This is a genomic window from Chryseobacterium sp. GW823-FHT05E08, assembly GCF_058795655.1.
Window position 1 is genome coordinate 778,773 of record NZ_JBXAHY010000002.1, and the last position, 16,049, is coordinate 794,821.

10 protein-coding genes and 1 riboswitch are annotated in these 16,049 nt (G+C 34.0%); of the genes, 8 read left to right on the forward strand and 2 right to left on the reverse strand.

The features are described from left to right. Positions 1-64: 64 nt before the first annotated feature. The 6 genes from AC1Q7L_RS09515 (at position 65) to pckA (ending at position 9,215) form a co-directional block, all read left to right on the forward strand. Positions 65-2,002: a putative porin gene (locus tag AC1Q7L_RS09515; protein ID WP_492305220.1), complete on the forward strand. Its 1,938-nt coding sequence runs from the start codon at positions 65-67 to the stop codon at positions 2,000-2,002. Between the two features lie 15 nt (positions 2,003-2,017). Then, positions 2,018-3,604 carry a bacillithiol biosynthesis cysteine-adding enzyme BshC gene (gene bshC, locus AC1Q7L_RS09520; RefSeq protein ID WP_492305221.1) on the forward strand — a complete coding sequence of 529 codons (1,587 nt, stop codon included), beginning with the start codon at positions 2,018-2,020 and terminating at the stop codon, positions 3,602-3,604. 38 nt (positions 3,605-3,642) lie between these two features. Further along, positions 3,643-5,601 (forward strand): LysM peptidoglycan-binding domain-containing protein, encoded by a 1,959-nt coding sequence (locus AC1Q7L_RS09525; RefSeq protein WP_492305222.1) that lies wholly within the window; start codon positions 3,643-3,645, stop codon positions 5,599-5,601. A gap of 70 nt (positions 5,602-5,671) precedes the next feature. After that, a complete protein-coding gene (fabD, locus tag AC1Q7L_RS09530; RefSeq protein WP_492305223.1) occupies positions 5,672-6,547 on the forward strand; it encodes an ACP S-malonyltransferase in 876 nt (291 codons plus the stop codon). 15 nt (positions 6,548-6,562) lie between these two features. Then, positions 6,563-7,468 (forward strand): GYDIA family GHMP kinase, encoded by a 906-nt coding sequence (locus tag AC1Q7L_RS09535; RefSeq protein ID WP_492305224.1) that lies wholly within the window; start codon positions 6,563-6,565, stop codon positions 7,466-7,468. A 127-nt stretch (positions 7,469-7,595) separates the two neighbouring features. Further along, positions 7,596-9,215, forward strand: a complete 1,620-nt coding sequence (gene pckA, locus AC1Q7L_RS09540) for a phosphoenolpyruvate carboxykinase (ATP) (protein WP_492305225.1) — start codon at positions 7,596-7,598, stop codon at positions 9,213-9,215. Positions 9,216-9,340: 125 nt separating this feature from the next. Here pckA and AC1Q7L_RS09545 read toward each other — a convergent pair whose 3' ends face one another. Beyond that, positions 9,341-9,748, reverse strand: coding sequence for a type II 3-dehydroquinate dehydratase (locus tag AC1Q7L_RS09545; RefSeq protein WP_492305226.1), 408 nt, complete (start codon positions 9,746-9,748; stop codon positions 9,341-9,343). 242 nt (positions 9,749-9,990) lie between these two features. Further along, positions 9,991-10,087: riboswitch (SAM riboswitch) on the forward strand. Between the two features lie 83 nt (positions 10,088-10,170). On the opposite strand from AC1Q7L_RS09545, the gene AC1Q7L_RS09550 reads away from it, so the two are divergent. Both AC1Q7L_RS09550 and AC1Q7L_RS09555 read left to right on the forward strand, forming a co-directional pair. Next, entirely contained in the window at positions 10,171-13,080 is a 2,910-nt protein-coding gene (locus AC1Q7L_RS09550) for a SusC/RagA family TonB-linked outer membrane protein (protein ID WP_492305227.1), read from the forward strand. A gap of 18 nt (positions 13,081-13,098) precedes the next feature. Continuing rightward, complete coding sequence (locus AC1Q7L_RS09555; protein ID WP_492305228.1) at positions 13,099-14,592, forward strand: RagB/SusD family nutrient uptake outer membrane protein; 1,494 nt, start codon at positions 13,099-13,101, stop codon at positions 14,590-14,592. 51 nt (positions 14,593-14,643) lie between these two features. Here the strand turns inward: AC1Q7L_RS09555 and AC1Q7L_RS09560 are convergent, their stop codons facing one another. Beyond that, positions 14,644-16,002, reverse strand: coding sequence for a hypothetical protein (locus tag AC1Q7L_RS09560; RefSeq protein WP_492305229.1), 1,359 nt, complete (start codon positions 16,000-16,002; stop codon positions 14,644-14,646). Positions 16,003-16,049 lie beyond the last annotated feature (47 nt).

Here is a 16,049-nt window from a genome sequence, read left to right on the forward strand (position 1 = left end):
TGTACAAAATTTGATGTGGGAACTTCATGTTGCATGTGACTTTTTGAATAATATAAACGAACATATGAAGTACATACTTTTTATAATAATCTTCTTCAGCCTTATTTCTAAAGCTCAGGTTGTTAATAAAACAGATTCTAATAAACTTAAAGAAAATCCTTCGGATACCTTAGTGGTTGACTCTGGAACAAAAGATTCTTTAAAAATATTTAAGCCTACCATTAATGATTATCTGCATCAAACACAGTTTTCAGAAAAAAAGGTGTTTGATACGGTTATGACTTTTGAAAAGACTTATATTTTTTCGCAGTATAATAACAAAGATAATTTTGGGAGAGTACAGTTTGCTAATATTGGAGCTGGCTTTAATCCACTTTCTTATGAAGTGAATGCTGAACAGAACTTATCTTTATTACCACAGAATAAATCGTACGGAATTATAGGCATCAATGATGTTCAGTATTACGATGTAAAAACACCTACCGCTACATTTGTTTACCATAATGCGATGAAGAATGGAGCAGCGCTGAAATCAACCTATACTCAAAACATAGGTAAAAGATTCAATTTTGCTTTGGAGTATACAGGATTGCGTTCGCAGGGTATGTACAGGAATTTCTTGGCTGCCAATAATAACACTTTATTTTCCGGACACTATGTTTCTAAAAGCGGAAATTATGAATTGTTTGCCCATTATTTACACCAAAATGTAAACAATCAGGAAAATGGAGGAATCATTGAAGATGATCTTTTCCAAAGTGGAGACAGTGATTATAAAAACAGGCAAAATGCTCAGGTTAATTTAGCGTCTTCAAGCTCGCAATATTCGTATAGAAGATACTATTTAAGCCATCAGTTTTCGCCTTTCAATTCAGAAAAATATCCTTTTAGAATTAGACATACAATCTTTCATCAAGGGAACAAATATTACTATGCTCAAGGAGCTTTGGAACCCTACTGGTACGATGCACCACAGGAAATTGTTGCAGGTTTTCCTCTTTCAACAAAAAAAAATTCAGATAATTTAAGCAATACGGTTAGTTTGGTTTGGGATAATGAAAAATTCAAGCTTGATGCAGGAGTACGTTATCAAATGTTGAAGTTTGGAGCAACTCCGATTATGCTTCCAATCCTAGAAATTCCAAATGAGATCAAAGAAAATAGAATTGGAGCGGTAGGAAATCTTCAGGTAAAACTTTTAGATAAAATACAGTTAAATTCATTCCTTGAATTTTCAAATGGAAGCCAATTCGGAACCTATTTAAAGACAACAAATAACCTTAAGTTTGAACCGATAAAAGACTATTTCGTAAATGCTAAAGTTAATTTCCAAAGTGTTTATCCATCATTCAATTATCTTTTAAATACATCGAGTTATAATAATTTTAATTATTATCTTCAAAATGCAAAAAATCAGGCGATCACCGAAATCGGAGGAAATGTAAATTTAAAATGGTTCAAAACAGAGTTATTTGTAAACTATTTCAGAATTGATAATTATACGTATTTCGATCAGTTTGCAGCGCCTAGACAAAGCGATAGCTCATTGAATATTTCTCAAATAGGAGGTGACGCTACCTTCACTTACGGACGTTTTCATCTGAATACGAGAGTTCAGTTCCAAAACGCCTTAACAAATAAAGAATTGCTTCCAATGCCAAGCTTTATTGGTAGAGCGAATATTTTTTATCAGTCTAAAGCTTTCAAAAATGCTGCAGAAATTCAGGCTGGAATCAAAGTATATTATTTCTCAAAATTTGCATCAAGAGATTATTTCCCGATACTTAACGAATATCTTTTACCCAACTCAAGTTCATTTTCGATTGGCGGACAGCCGATCGCAGACGTTTATTTCAATATGAAGGTTAAAAAAATGTTCTTCTTTGTTGAAGGTCAGCAAATCGGGACACTTATTGCACACAATCAAGCCTATGCATTTCCACATTATCCGGTCTATGATTTTAGATTGAATCTTGGGATTGTTTGGTATTTGTTCAACTAATATTATACATCAAAGTTGAAAACAATTAATAAAATATCATTTAACGATATAGAAAGCATTCCTCAATTAATCAAAGATTTTTTGAGCCATAAAATTGAAGGTTTTGAGGGAAATACATTTTCTTTTGATAATTTTAAAAAGCAGATTCATCTAAAACAAAATTCTTTTTCGCAAGATCAGAGAAACGTTTTATTTGATGCGCTTCAAGACCAGCTAAAAGATCTTAAACTTTCATCAAAGCAAAAGGAAAATTTAGATAATTTAAAACAGCCTAATACTTTTACAATCACAACGGGTCATCAGTTGAATTTGTTTTCAGGTCCCGTTTTCTTTGTATATAAAATTTTGCAGACGATTAAAACCTGTACTTATTTAAAACAAAACTTCCCTGATTTTAATTTTGTCCCTGTATATTGGATGGCTTCGGAAGATCATGATTTTGCCGAAATCAACCATTTTAAAACCGAGAATAATTATTACGAAATCAATGAAAAGTCAGGCGGGCCGGTTGGAAGAATAAAGATCAACGATACATTTTTCATTTCTGAATTTGAAAAAGAATTTAAAGATTCTGTTTTTGGAACTGAATTGATTTTGATGTTGAAAGAAGCCTATAAAGTCGGAAATACCTTAACTGAAGCCATCAAAACTTTAGTTAACAGACTTTTTTCGGATTTAGGTTTGTTGATTGTTGATGGGGATTCTAAAGAGCTTAAAACGCAGATTAAAGATGTTTTTAAAGATGAACTTCTTAATTTCAGCTTACATGAAACATCAAAAGATAAAGTTGATTTTCTAACTGAAAAATACGGTAAGGTTCAGGTAAATCCTCGCGAAATTAATTTGTTCTATTTTTCAGAAACGAGAGACAGAATTGAATTTGACGGGCAAAAATATATCGTTGTAGATAAAAATATTCAATTTACTAAAGAAGAAATCTTGAATGAATTGGAAAATAATCCTGAAAAATTCAGCCCGAATGCTTTGATGCGTCCGGTTTATCAGGAAAAAGTGCTGCCGAATTTGGCTTACATCGGAGGAAATGCCGAGATCATGTATTGGCTGGAGTTGAAAGATTATTTCGCCAAGATCAACATTCCGTTTCCTGTTTTGATTCCAAGAAATTCAATGTTATTTTTAAAGGAGAAAACAATCGGGAAAGTTGAAAAATTAGATTTGAAAATTGAAGATTTTTTCCAAAACTTCACAACAATTACCAATAATAAAATTTTAAGCAATAATGCTATCTTAGAGTTATTAGAAAAGAAAGAAAATATCTTAACAAATAATTTCTCTGAATTAAAATCAATCGCAGAAACCACAGAAAAATCCTTTGGGAATATGGTAAAAGCTGAAGAAATAAGACAGTTAAAATCATTCAAAAGGATGAAAAAACGTCTTCTTCACGCTGAAAAAATCAAACAAAGCGAATTGTTAGAAAGACTGGAAAAACTATTTTTAGATGTACATCCTTCTAAGACTTGGCAGGAAAGGGTTTATAATTTTAGTGTAATCTTTGCAGATTATGGATATTCGTGGCTTGAAACTTGTTTGGAAGAAATGGTGGTTGAAGAATCCAAATTAATAATTCTTGCCATTTAATTTTAAAGAAGTATTTTTGTAAATTATAATTATCGACTATGATAAAGAGGTTTTTTATTCTATCCAGTTTATGTATGTTTTTGGGCGCGTCTGCTCAGAAATCTCACACCGTTGTAAAAGGGGACAACCCTTACAATATTGCAAAAAAATACGGAATAACTGTAGATGAATTGCTAAAACTAAATCCAAAGTTTAAAGACGGCAAACTAGCGATCGGAGACGTTGTTACGGTTAAATCGGATAAAACAACTACACCTTCAGTTCCTAAAACAACTGCGGCTGTTGTAGAAAAAGCTAAGCCTAATTCTCAGACGGGCAAAATTATTTTACAGCCTAAACAAACAGTTTACGGCATCACAAAACAATACCGCATCTCAGAAACTGATTTGAGAAAATTAAATCCTGAACTGGATTCTCATTTAAAGATCGGAGATGAGATCACATTGCCTCTTGACAGCATCAAAAAATATGGTGGTGAGCAGGCTCAAGTTGCCGCGACAAATCATACAGAAGTAAAACCTGTAGAGAAAATTACGGCTGTTGATACTTCTAATGTTCCTGCTGAGAATAATATTTTATATGTTGTTCAGGCAAAAGATAATTATTACAGAATTTCAAAACAGTTTAATGTCACTAAAGAAGAACTTTTTGCTTTAAATCCTGGATTAGAGGATAAAGGTTTGAAACCTGGTGAGTCTATTAAAATAAAAAAATCAAATACATCAGTTGCTGAACCGGTAGCTAACACAAAAACTACAATGGATTCAGGAAGTGAAAAATCTTCTTCAAATTCATCAAATACTAGCGTTGCTTCAGATGATGAATATGTAACGTATACAGTTGTGCAGGGAGATACTGTTTTCTCCATTGTAAATAAATTCGGAGTTTCGATTGATGAGCTTATTGCCTTAAATCCAGATTTATCTCACGGATTAAAAACAGGAATGGTTTTAAAGATTAAAAAACTAGATCCTGCATATATTAAGAAAAATGGCGATGCGTTGAGCGTAGTTTTAATGCTTCCTTTTGGTTACAGCACCAACGAAACTCAATACAGAACAATGGCTTTGGATTTCCTTACAGGCGCTAAATTAGCGATTGAAAGAAATGCAAGAAACGGTCAGAAATTAGATATTAAAATTGTTGATTCAGGAAATGAGGCGTCGTTTAAAAATTCAATGACTCAGATCAATCCTAACAATACGGATTTAATTATCGGTCCATTCTTTAAGTCTAACGTTATTGATGTGCTAGACTTTACTAAAAATCAAAAAATCCCGGTTGTGGCACCATTTGCCAACTCTCCGGAATTATATAATTACAGCAATTTAATTATTGTTGAAACAAACGATCAGACATACGCGGATAAAATTATTGAGGAAGTAAAAGGTGTTTATTCTGACCAAAAAATTTATGTAGTTGCAGATACTAAAAAAGACAATGCGAATTACATTAAAGCTGGTTTAGAAAAAGCGGTTAAAAATCCTAATGTAATTATTGTAAACTCTCCTGCAGATATTCAGGTTGACCAAAATATGATGACAGGACAATCTGCTCCGGTTATTGCGATCTTAGCTAATGATAATGACGCTTTAGGTGATGCTTTTGCTAATAGAGTGATTGCTTTGTCTAAAGAAGTTCAGGGAGTAAAAGCTTTCAGTATGTACTATTCTCCAGTTTTCGAAAAGAAAGTGGATGATTTGAGTCAGGCTAATTTGGTGTATTTAATGGATAGAAAAATCAATGCCGATGGTGGTTTTGAAAAAGAAATCCTTGCAGCGTATAAAAGTAAATATTGCAAAACTCCACCGAAATATGCAATCGTAGGTTTTGATGTCGTAAATGATATGTTGACCAGAGAAAACAAAAAAGGAGAGATTTTCAAGCAAATGAATAAAGTTCAGACTCAATTGGCAACAAAATTTGAGTTTGTAAAATCTAAAGCAAACGGAGCTTATGTAAATACAGGTTATCGTGTGATTAGATTGGTTCCATAAATGATTTGAATCAATTTAATGAAAAACGTTAACATTATATTTATATTTGCATAATATTTTAAATCAATACATGAAAGCACTTGTATTTCCTGGGCAGGGTTCTCAGTTCGTAGGAATGGGAAAAGAATTGTACGATTCTAGAAAAGACATAAAAGATCTGATGGAATCTGCCAACGAAATTTTAGGGTTTGATATCCTTTCCATTATGTTTAATGGGGCGGACGAAGATCTTAAGAAAACGGAGGTTACCCAACCTTCAATTTTTATACATTCAGTAGCTGCGTTGAAAGCAGTGAACGGTCTTGGAGCCGAAATGGTTGCAGGACATTCTTTAGGAGAATTTTCAGCACTAGTTGCCAACGGAGTTTTATCTTTTGATGACGGTCTGAAATTAGTTTCTGAAAGAGCAAAAGCAATGCAGGACGCTTGCAACGCAAATCCAAGCTCAATGGCAGCAATTTTAGGATTAGAAGATGCTAAAGTTGAAGAAATCTGCGCGCAAATCAGCGGAATTGTTGTTCCTGCAAATTACAACTGTCCCGGACAATTGGTAATTTCTGGTGAAACGGCAGCTGTTGAAGAGGCTTGTATTAAACTGAAAGAAGCTGGAGCAAAAAGAGCTTTATTGTTACCTGTGAATGGTGCATTTCACTCTCCATTGATGCGACCTGCACAAGAGAGATTGGCAGCAGCAATCGAAAAGACAAAATTCAGAAACGCAACGATTCCAGTTTATCAGAATATCACAACGACAGCGGTGACAAACCCTGACGAGATCAAACAAAACTTGATTGCACAATTGACAGGCCCAGTAAAATGGACGCAGTCTGTTCAAAATATGATTAAAGACGGTGCAACTAACTTTATTGAAGTTGGACCAGGAAAAACGCTTCAAGGACTAATCAAGAAAATTGATGGTTCTGTAGACGTTGCTTCTGCAATTTAATCAAATAAAAAAATTATGGGCGAGATATTTTCACCGGGAAAGCTGATGCTTACTTCAGAATATTTCGCGATAGACGGAGCTCTTGTCTTAGCGGTACCCACCAAGTTAGGACAAGAGTTTTTCTTTGATGAAAATCCGGATGGGAAATCTTTGATCATCTGGGAAGCCTATCATCAAAACAAATTATGGTTAAAAGCTGTCATCGATTACGAAAATTGGCAAATATTAGAAACCAACATTACTTCTAGTGCTGAATTTATTCTAAAAACCTTAAAAAACGTTCAGAGTCTTTCTGAAACCAAATTCAAAAGCACACATTCTTATCATTTAAAAACAAATCTTCAGTTTCCTGCCGATTATGGTCTTGGAAGCAGTTCTACTTTGATGAATAATCTTGGTGAATGGGCTGAAATTGATCCTTTTCAATTAAATTCTATCAGTTTGGGTGGAAGCGGTTATGATATTGCCGTGGCAAAAGAGAAATCTGCCGTCCTTTTTCAAAGCAAGCCTGAGATTAAATATGAAAGGGTAAATTTTGATCCTTCTTTTAAAAATGAGCTTATTTTTATTCACCTAAATCAGAAGCAAGATAGTCGCGAGGGAATCAATTTTTACAAGTCAAAAATTAAGTCTCAAAAACTAGTCGATGAATTTTCGAATCTTACAAGAAATATTTTACTATGTAACGAATTGGAAAATTTTTCCGAACTAATGTTAGTTCATGAGCAAAAAATATCAGATTTTCTTGAAATTCCCACAGTTAAACAAAAGTTTTTCGCCGATTGCCCTTCATTTGTGAAAAGTTTGGGTGCTTGGGGTGGAGATTTTGTCATGAGTGCCAAATTTGATGGCTTTAAGGACTATTTTTGGGGAAAAGGTTTTACTACTGTTTTTGAATGGTCTGATATAATTAATTTGTAATCAGCGTTTTACAAAGTCCTATTTTTATTTGCCAATCTGACTTATATCATTATATTTAAACCACCTTTAACAATTAATTAATATTAATTTTGTTGAACCCAAAAAAGAAATAGAAAATATAAGTAAAATGAAACACGCTAAAATCATCCAAGATTTAGAAAAATTAGGGATTAAAGGAGACTATGAAATTCAATATAATCCTTCTTATGAAGAGTTATATCAAGCTGAAATTTCTCCTGAAAACCAAGGCTTTGAGAAAGCAGAGCTTACAGAATCTGGTGCGGTATCAGTAAAAACAGGAATTTTCACAGGTCGTTCTCCTAAAGATAGATACATTGTACAGGATGATGTTACAAAAGACACGATTTTCTGGGATGGTAAAGTTAATTTACCAACTTCTTCAGAAATTTTCCAGTCTTGTAAGGAATTAGTGTTGAACCAGCTTTCAACTTCTAAGAAAATTTATGTTGTAGATGCTTTCTGTGGAACGAATGCGGATACAAGACTTAAAGTAAGATTTATTGTAGAGGTTGCTTGGCAGGCGCATTTCGTTACGAATATGTTCATCCGTCCTTCTCATTACGAGTTAGAAAACTTCGGTGAGCCTGATTTCACAGTAATCAACGGATCTAAAACAACAAACCCGAACTGGGAAGCTCAAGGATTAAATTCTGAAAACTTCGTAATGTTCAACCTTACTGAAAAACTTCAAATTATTGGAGGTACTTGGTACGGTGGAGAAATGAAAAAAGGAATGTTTGCCATGATGAACTATTACCTTCCATTGAAAGGGATGGCTTCTATGCACTGTTCTGCAAACGTAGGTGAAGAAGGAGATGTTGCTCTTTTCTTCGGACTTTCTGGAACTGGAAAAACTACTTTGTCTGCAGATCCAAAAAGATATTTGATCGGTGACGACGAACATGGTTGGGATAACAATGGTGTATTTAACTACGAAGGTGGTTGTTACGCAAAAGTAATCGATCTTTCTGAAGAAAAAGAACCGGATATTTTCAGAGCAATCAAAAGAGATGCACTTCTTGAAAACGTTGTCGTAAACAACGGAATTTCTGATTATACAGACGGATCAATCACAGAAAACACGAGAGTTTCTTATCCGATTTATCATATTAATAAAATTGTTTTGCCTTCAAAAGCAGGTCACGCAAGCAAGATTGTTTATCTTTCTGCTGATGCGTTCGGAGTATTGCCTCCGGTTTCTGTTTTGGATGAAAACCAAGCTCAATACCACTTCCTTTGCGGTTATACTTCAAAATTAGCCGGAACTGAAAGAGGAATTACTGAACCTGAACCATCTTTCTCACCAGCATTTGGTGAAGCGTTCTTAACATTACATCCAACAATGTATTCAAAAACATTGATCGGAAAAATGAAAGAACATGGTGCAAAAGCTTACTTGGTAAACACAGGTTGGAATGGTACCGGAAAGAGAATTTCACTAAAAGATACAAGAGCAATTATTGATGCAATCATTGATGGATCTATCGAGAATGCTCCAAAAACTAGAATTCCAATTATGAATTTGGAGATTCCTACTGAATTACCAAACGTTTCTGAAGGTATTTTAGATCCTAGAAATACATACAGCGAAGTTACTGAGTGGGAAGAAAAAGCAAAAGATCTTGCTGCAAAATATATCAAAAACTTTGATCAGTATTGTAATACAGAAGAAGGGAAAAAGCTTATCGCTTCCGGACCTCAATTACAACAACAGACAACAAACTAAAAATAAAAATCCTCATCATTGCGTTGAGGATTTTTTTATATAATAATCACAGATTTTCACAGATCAACACAGATGTTTGCGTTATAGAATCTGTGCAAATTTGTGAAAATCTGTGGTTAATAAAATTATTTCAAACTCAAAATAGCCAATCGATATCCATCCATCCCAAAACCAGATAAAACCGCATCAGTATTTGCAGCCGTCACAGATTTCTGACGAAATTCTTCTCTTTTGTAAATATTACTAATGTGAACTTCCACTTTCTGCTTCTGAATATTCTTTAAACAGTCCGCTATGGCATAAGAATAATGCGTAAAAGCTCCCGGATTGATTACCAAAGCTTCAAAATCATCTTCTTGAAGTCTGTTAATTAACTCACCTTCAATATTTGATTGATAATATTGTATTTCATGAGAAGGAAATTCAGATTGTAAATTTTCCAAATAATCTTCCATAGAAACTGTTCCGTAAATTTCTGGTTCTCTTGTGCCTAAAAGATTCAAATTAGGACCATTGATGATTAAAACTTTCATTCTATAAAATTAATTTTTTTTTTCTATTAAGACTTAATTTTTTCATTTTAAGTGAAAATACTCTTTTACATTATTTTTAATGATATTTCTCATATTTAAAAATTTAACATTTTTTATAACTGTCTATTTTAGTGTTTTTTAAGCTTAAATTAACTTTATTTTCATAAAATTATAATTGAAAATTTTAAAGTCTACTTGTTTTGTAGACTATTTGTTTTTAGCTTTGCATTCATATTTCGATCGGCTTATAAAGAAAGATGGAGGGAACTGACCCTATGAAATCTTAACAACCTGCTCTTGGCAAGGTGTTACATTCAGCCTTTAAAGGAACAATAAGCATTTGGTTAATCGTATTTATCGATGCCCTTTGCTGACTTTTCTGCAAAGGGTAAATTTTTAATATTTGATAAATAAAATTGATTATGATTAGCAAAGGTTTAATTAATTCTAAAATTTGGATTCCACCTGTTGCTGTATTTTTCTTAGGAATTATCAGTGTACACGGTCAGGAAACAAAAAAAGATACACTTCGTGAGAAAGAAATAGATGAAGTGGTAGTTGTAGCTTACGGAAAAGCTAAAAAAACAAGTTATACAGGTTCTGTAGCAACGATTTCAAGTGAAAAGATCAACAACAGACCTGTTACCAATATTACAAAAGCTTTGGAAGGACAAGTTCCAGGGCTTCAAGCGGTAAGTTCTTCGGGACAGCCGGGGTCAACAGCTTCGATCAGAATTCGTGGAATCGGTTCGGTAAGTGCTTCAAGTAATCCATTATTTGTCGTTGACGGAATTCCTTTTGATGGAAATATCAATTCCATCAGTCCAAACGATATTGAATCGATCAGTGTTTTAAAAGATGCAACAGCAAGTTCATTATACGGTTCAAGAGGAGCGAACGGAATTATTATCATCACAACAAAATCCGGTAAAAAAGGAGAGGCTCGAGTGAATTTCAATATCAGTCAGGGTTTTTCTAGCAGAGCAGTTAAAGATTATGAACAGGTATCAACCGATCAATATTACGAATTGTATTGGGAGGCGCTGAGAAATGGATATAAATCAAGTCAGGTTTCTTCTCAACAGGCAGCACAAATGGCAACCGATAATTTGGTGAATGCTTTGGGAATTAATCCTTACGGAGCAGGTTATCCAAACCCAGTCGGAACAGACGGAAAGCTTTTAACAGGCGCAACCGCGTTATGGAATGACAACTGGAAAGATATTTTGCAAAGAACAGCTTCCAGAAGTCAGGTCGACTTAGATTTCAGTGGAGGAAATGAAAAAAGCAATTATTTTTTCTCGTTAGGATATTTAGATGATAAAGGAATTGCGATAGAATCTGGTTTCAAAAAATACAGTACGAGATTAAAAATCAATTCTGAAGTCAAAAAATGGTTGAATGTTGGAGCCAATTTAGCCTACACAAACAGTCTTCAGGAAGCACCGCCATCATCAGATTCAAGAACGGATAACGTGATCAATGCAGCGAGAGTGATTCCGTCTTTCTATCCGTATTATGAAAGAAATGCAGATGGAAGTTATAAGCTGGATTCCAACGGAAATTATATTTACGACTTCGGAAAATACAGACCAACAAGTGCTTTGCAGAATGAAAATGCAGCCGCAACGCTGCCTTTAGATAAAAACGAAAACAGAGAAGATAACTTTTCAGGAAAAGGTTTTGCAGAATTTACTTTCTTGCCGGAGCTGAAATTCAGAACAAGTTTCTCTGTTGATTTAGTGAATTACAATGGTCATTATTACACCAATCCATTATTAGGAGAAGGTGCGGAAATTGGAGGTTCAGTGACGAAAACCAACTCGAGAACGCTTTCTTATACGACGAGTAATATTTTGACTTACGATAAAAAATTCGGACAGCATCACATTAATATTTTAGGTGGACAGGAATTTTATCATTATGAATATCAGACGATTTCAGGAAGCAGAAGTCAATTTTCACTTCCGTATTATTATGAACCGGATGCTGCTGCGTTGTTAGGTGGTTTTAGTGGAAGCAGTGATAAATTAGGATTATTGAGTTTCTTAGGAAAAGCAGAATATGATTATCAGAATAAATATTTCCTTTCAGGATCAGTAAGATCGGACGGGTCTTCAAGATTCTCTCCCGAAAACAGATGGGGTACATTCTGGTCAGTCGGTGGTTCATGGAAAGCATCCAACGAAACTTTTATTAAAGACTTAAATCTCTTCAACCAGTTAACGCTTCGTGCAAGTTACGGTGGACAAGGAAATGATAAATTAAGTACTTATTATGCTTACCAAAGCTTGTATACTTTTTACAATAATTTAGGTGAAGGAGGAACGGTTGCAAGTAAATTACCAACTCCCGATTTGAAATGGGAAACCAATCTTAACTTAAATGTAGGTTTGGAATTTGCGATTTTAAAAAACAGAATTAAAGGTAATGTAGAGTATTTCCAACGTCAAAGTAAGGATCTTTTATTTGGAATGCCTTTGGCACCGTCACTTGGTTTTACTGATTATCAGGCGAATATTGGGGAATTAAAAAATACAGGTTTTGAGTTTTCATTGTTCACAACACCCATTAAAACAAGCGATTTTGAATGGAATGTTGATGTGAATTTAAGTACTTTAAAAAATGAAATCACGAAACTTCCAAAAGGTTCAATTGTAAGCGGAACAAAACTGTTACAGGTGGGAGGATCAATTTACGATTTCTTCATTCCGGAATGGGTTGGGGTAGATCCTAACAACGGAAATCCACTTTGGAAAACAATTACAACCGATGCCAATGGAAATACCGTGGAAGGAACAACTTCCGAATATGCAAAAGCTACAAAAACATTGCAGGGTTCATCACTTCCGAAAGTGATGGGAGGTTTAACGACAAGTTTAGCGTATAAAAACTTTGATTTCTCAACATTGGTGACTTTCAGTATCGGAGGGAAAATTTTAGATACCGATTACACGATGTTAATGCATAACGGAAGTTCAGGAGGACGAGCTTGGAGCGCAGAAATGTTAAACCGATGGACACCCGAAAATACAAACACAGACGTTCCGATTTTAAGCACAACAACCAATAACTGGACTTCAACTTCATCAAGATTTTTATACTCAGGAACGTATGCGAGGATTAAAAATGTGAGTTTAGGCTATACGCTTCCATCAGATTATTTTGGAAAATTAGGGTTGAAAAAATTCAGAGTGTATGTTCAGGCAGAAAACCTTTTAACATTCTACAAACATAAAGGAATGGATCCGGAACAAACATTAGACGGAACAACCTATTACAGATATCCTGCGATGAGAACGATAACTTTCGGTTTACAGGCAACTCTTTAAACATTTAAAATTAAAACAATGAAAAATTTAAAATATCTATCTTTTGCTTTAATCACGTTATTTTCATTCATAAGTTGTGAAAATGATCTGGAAACAGCTCCGACCAATCAAGCCGATGAAGCGGAGGTTTTTAAAACGGCAGAAAGTGCAGAAACAGTAATTAATGGAACTTGGGCGAAATTCAATGATGACGGACCAACGTACGCCAATATCGGTTATTCAACGGTGCTGAGAACGAGTGATGCAATGGGAAGTGATGTTGCAGTTTTGACCAACAAATACGGTTTTCCCGGAGCGTATGCTTTCACAGATTTGGTGAATAATACAGGCAGCCGACCTCTTTATATCTGGAATTCTTTATATTCTGTGATCAATAATATGAACAATGTGATCGCCAAAATTGATGCCGCAGAAGGAAGTCAAGACAAGAAAAATCAAGTGAAAGGTCAGGCAAAAGCGTTGAGAGCATTTTGTTATTTTAACTTGGCGAGTTTTTATCAATTCAGTTATTTTAAAGATAAAAATGCATTGACGGCTCCAATTTATACAGAACCTACAACGACGAGCTCAGTCGGAAAGAAAAAAGCAAGTCTGGAAGAAATTTATACTTTAATTAAAAGTGATTTGACAGATGCCGACAATTTACTTCAAAATTATACAAGAAACAATAAAGATAAAATCGATAGATCTGTTGTAAACGGTTTGTTAGCAAGAGTTTATCTAAATACAGGCGATTGGACGAAAGCTGTAGCTTCTGCAAAAATTGCCAGAAGCGGATATGCTTTAATGACTGCCGAAAAATACAAAGACGGCTTCAACGACATCAGCAACGGAGAATGGATCTGGGGACACGGGCAGACACAGGAGCAGTCCGGTGAAAGTTATGCTTTCCACTTTTTGGATGTTTCGTCTTCGGGAAGTTATTATTACAGCTTTATGGCAGATCCTTATTTCAAAGATTTATTTGATACGAATGATATTAGGTATTCTTTGTTTTCATGGGATGGAAATCCCGGAAGAGAAGGGCTTTTGAGATATGCTAAGTTTAAATTTAAAGCTAATTTAATTGCCGACATCGTTTTCATGAGAGCTGCTGAAATGTATTTAATTGAAGCTGAAGCCGAAGCCAGAAACGGAAATGTTACGAATGCAGTAACAGTTTTAAATCAATTAAAATCTGCAAGAAATGCCAATGTTTACAGCGGATCTTTAGCACAAAATGATGTGATTAAAGAAGTTTTAATTGAAAGAAGAAAAGAATTATTCGGAGAAGGATTCTCGTTATCAGATATTATCAGAACGCAGGGAACTGTCGCGAGAAAATCTTACACAAACTCAAACGGACAGGCTATTCAGGTGCAAATTACAACTCCAGCGGGGGTCGTGAAAACGGTTAACGGGAGAGGTCATACGATCTTTGCTTTCCCTGATCAGTCAGCGTTTGTAGCGAATAGCAGATATTATTTGTTTTCAATTCCGCAGAAGGAGATTGAGAATAATCCTAACCTTTAATATTAGATTAGATTTTTTTAAGAGCCATTGCATTATGTGATGGCTCTTTTTTTATCTCATCAATTCAAACTTCGGATAAAGCAGCATTCCAAATTCATCAAAAAGATGAGTTTTTTCATTTTCTGCTTCACTGCCAGATGTTTCAATATAGTAAAGCTTTTTTTCTCCTTTTTTTATCGAATTGATATTTTCCGGTGAAAGATGGTTAACAAGTTTGATCTTTTTTAAATCGAAATCTCCCATTAAAACCAATTGCTCATAAAAGTTTCCTACATGAATAACCGAATTTTCAGGAGCGGATTTTATTTTCTGGATTAAATTTTTACAGTATTTTAATTCCTGATCTTCATAATTTTCATTTACGAAAATTGAACCTTTTATCTGAAAATTTTTAGCATTAACACTAATAAGAAACGGCGAAATTAATAATGATAATAAAGTAAATTTCATCAGTTTATCAGAAAGAATTCTTTGTAAAATTATTAAAACAAAAGGAATAGATGGAATTAAATATCCCGATTCCAAAGGATATTTCACAAAGAAAATAAAGTTGATAAAGATCATTAAAAAGCAGAAAACAATAAAATGATCTTTCAATAAAAGCTGAATATTTTTAAATCTATCTGTAAAAAATTGTATAACTAATGAAGTCAAAATTCCCAAAGTACCAATTGTGCCATAAACATACAATGTGCTCAAACTGAAAAGGCTGAATAGAGAAACACTTTCCGTACCGTAACTATGGAGAAAATTGCCTTCATATCTTACAATAACAGGAAGGAAAAAGAAAATCGCAGATAAAACTAAAAGTGTTGAGAATATAATAGTCTTTTTCAGATTTTCACCCAACTGAAAATATGCTAAAAAGGCAAATGCAGGGAAGAAAATAGCATTATTTAATCTACAGCTTATCATTAAACCAAAGAAAATAACTGCTATCCATTTCTTTTTGATTAATATAAAATAAAGACTTCCCAGCATAAAGAATAACGACCAATTGTAGTCCATCACAACCGTACTGTTCAGATAAATAATGGGAACAAAAGATAATGTGATAGCCAATAAAAGAGACAGTGAAATTTTAAAATATTCTAAAATTCTATAAAAAAATACACAGGCACCCATTGTAAATAGGATCGATAAGGAATTCAAATACCAATAAGGCTGTTGATGAAATAAAGAAAAAACAAACTCAGGGAATGGATAACCCGGAAAGCGTGAAACATTGTAAATATGATATTCACTTAAAATTTTGCCGGAATAAACTTCTCTCCACCCATCAAGATCCTGTCCCAAACTATTAAATATGAAAGGTACTCTCGATAATAGAATTATCACAGCGATAATAGCTTCTTTACTATTTATCTGGGATTTAGCGGTCATTAATTTGTTATCAGCGATATCAGTCATTTCTAATTGGAGATCCTCAAAAATATAAAAATACAATTTGATTTTAC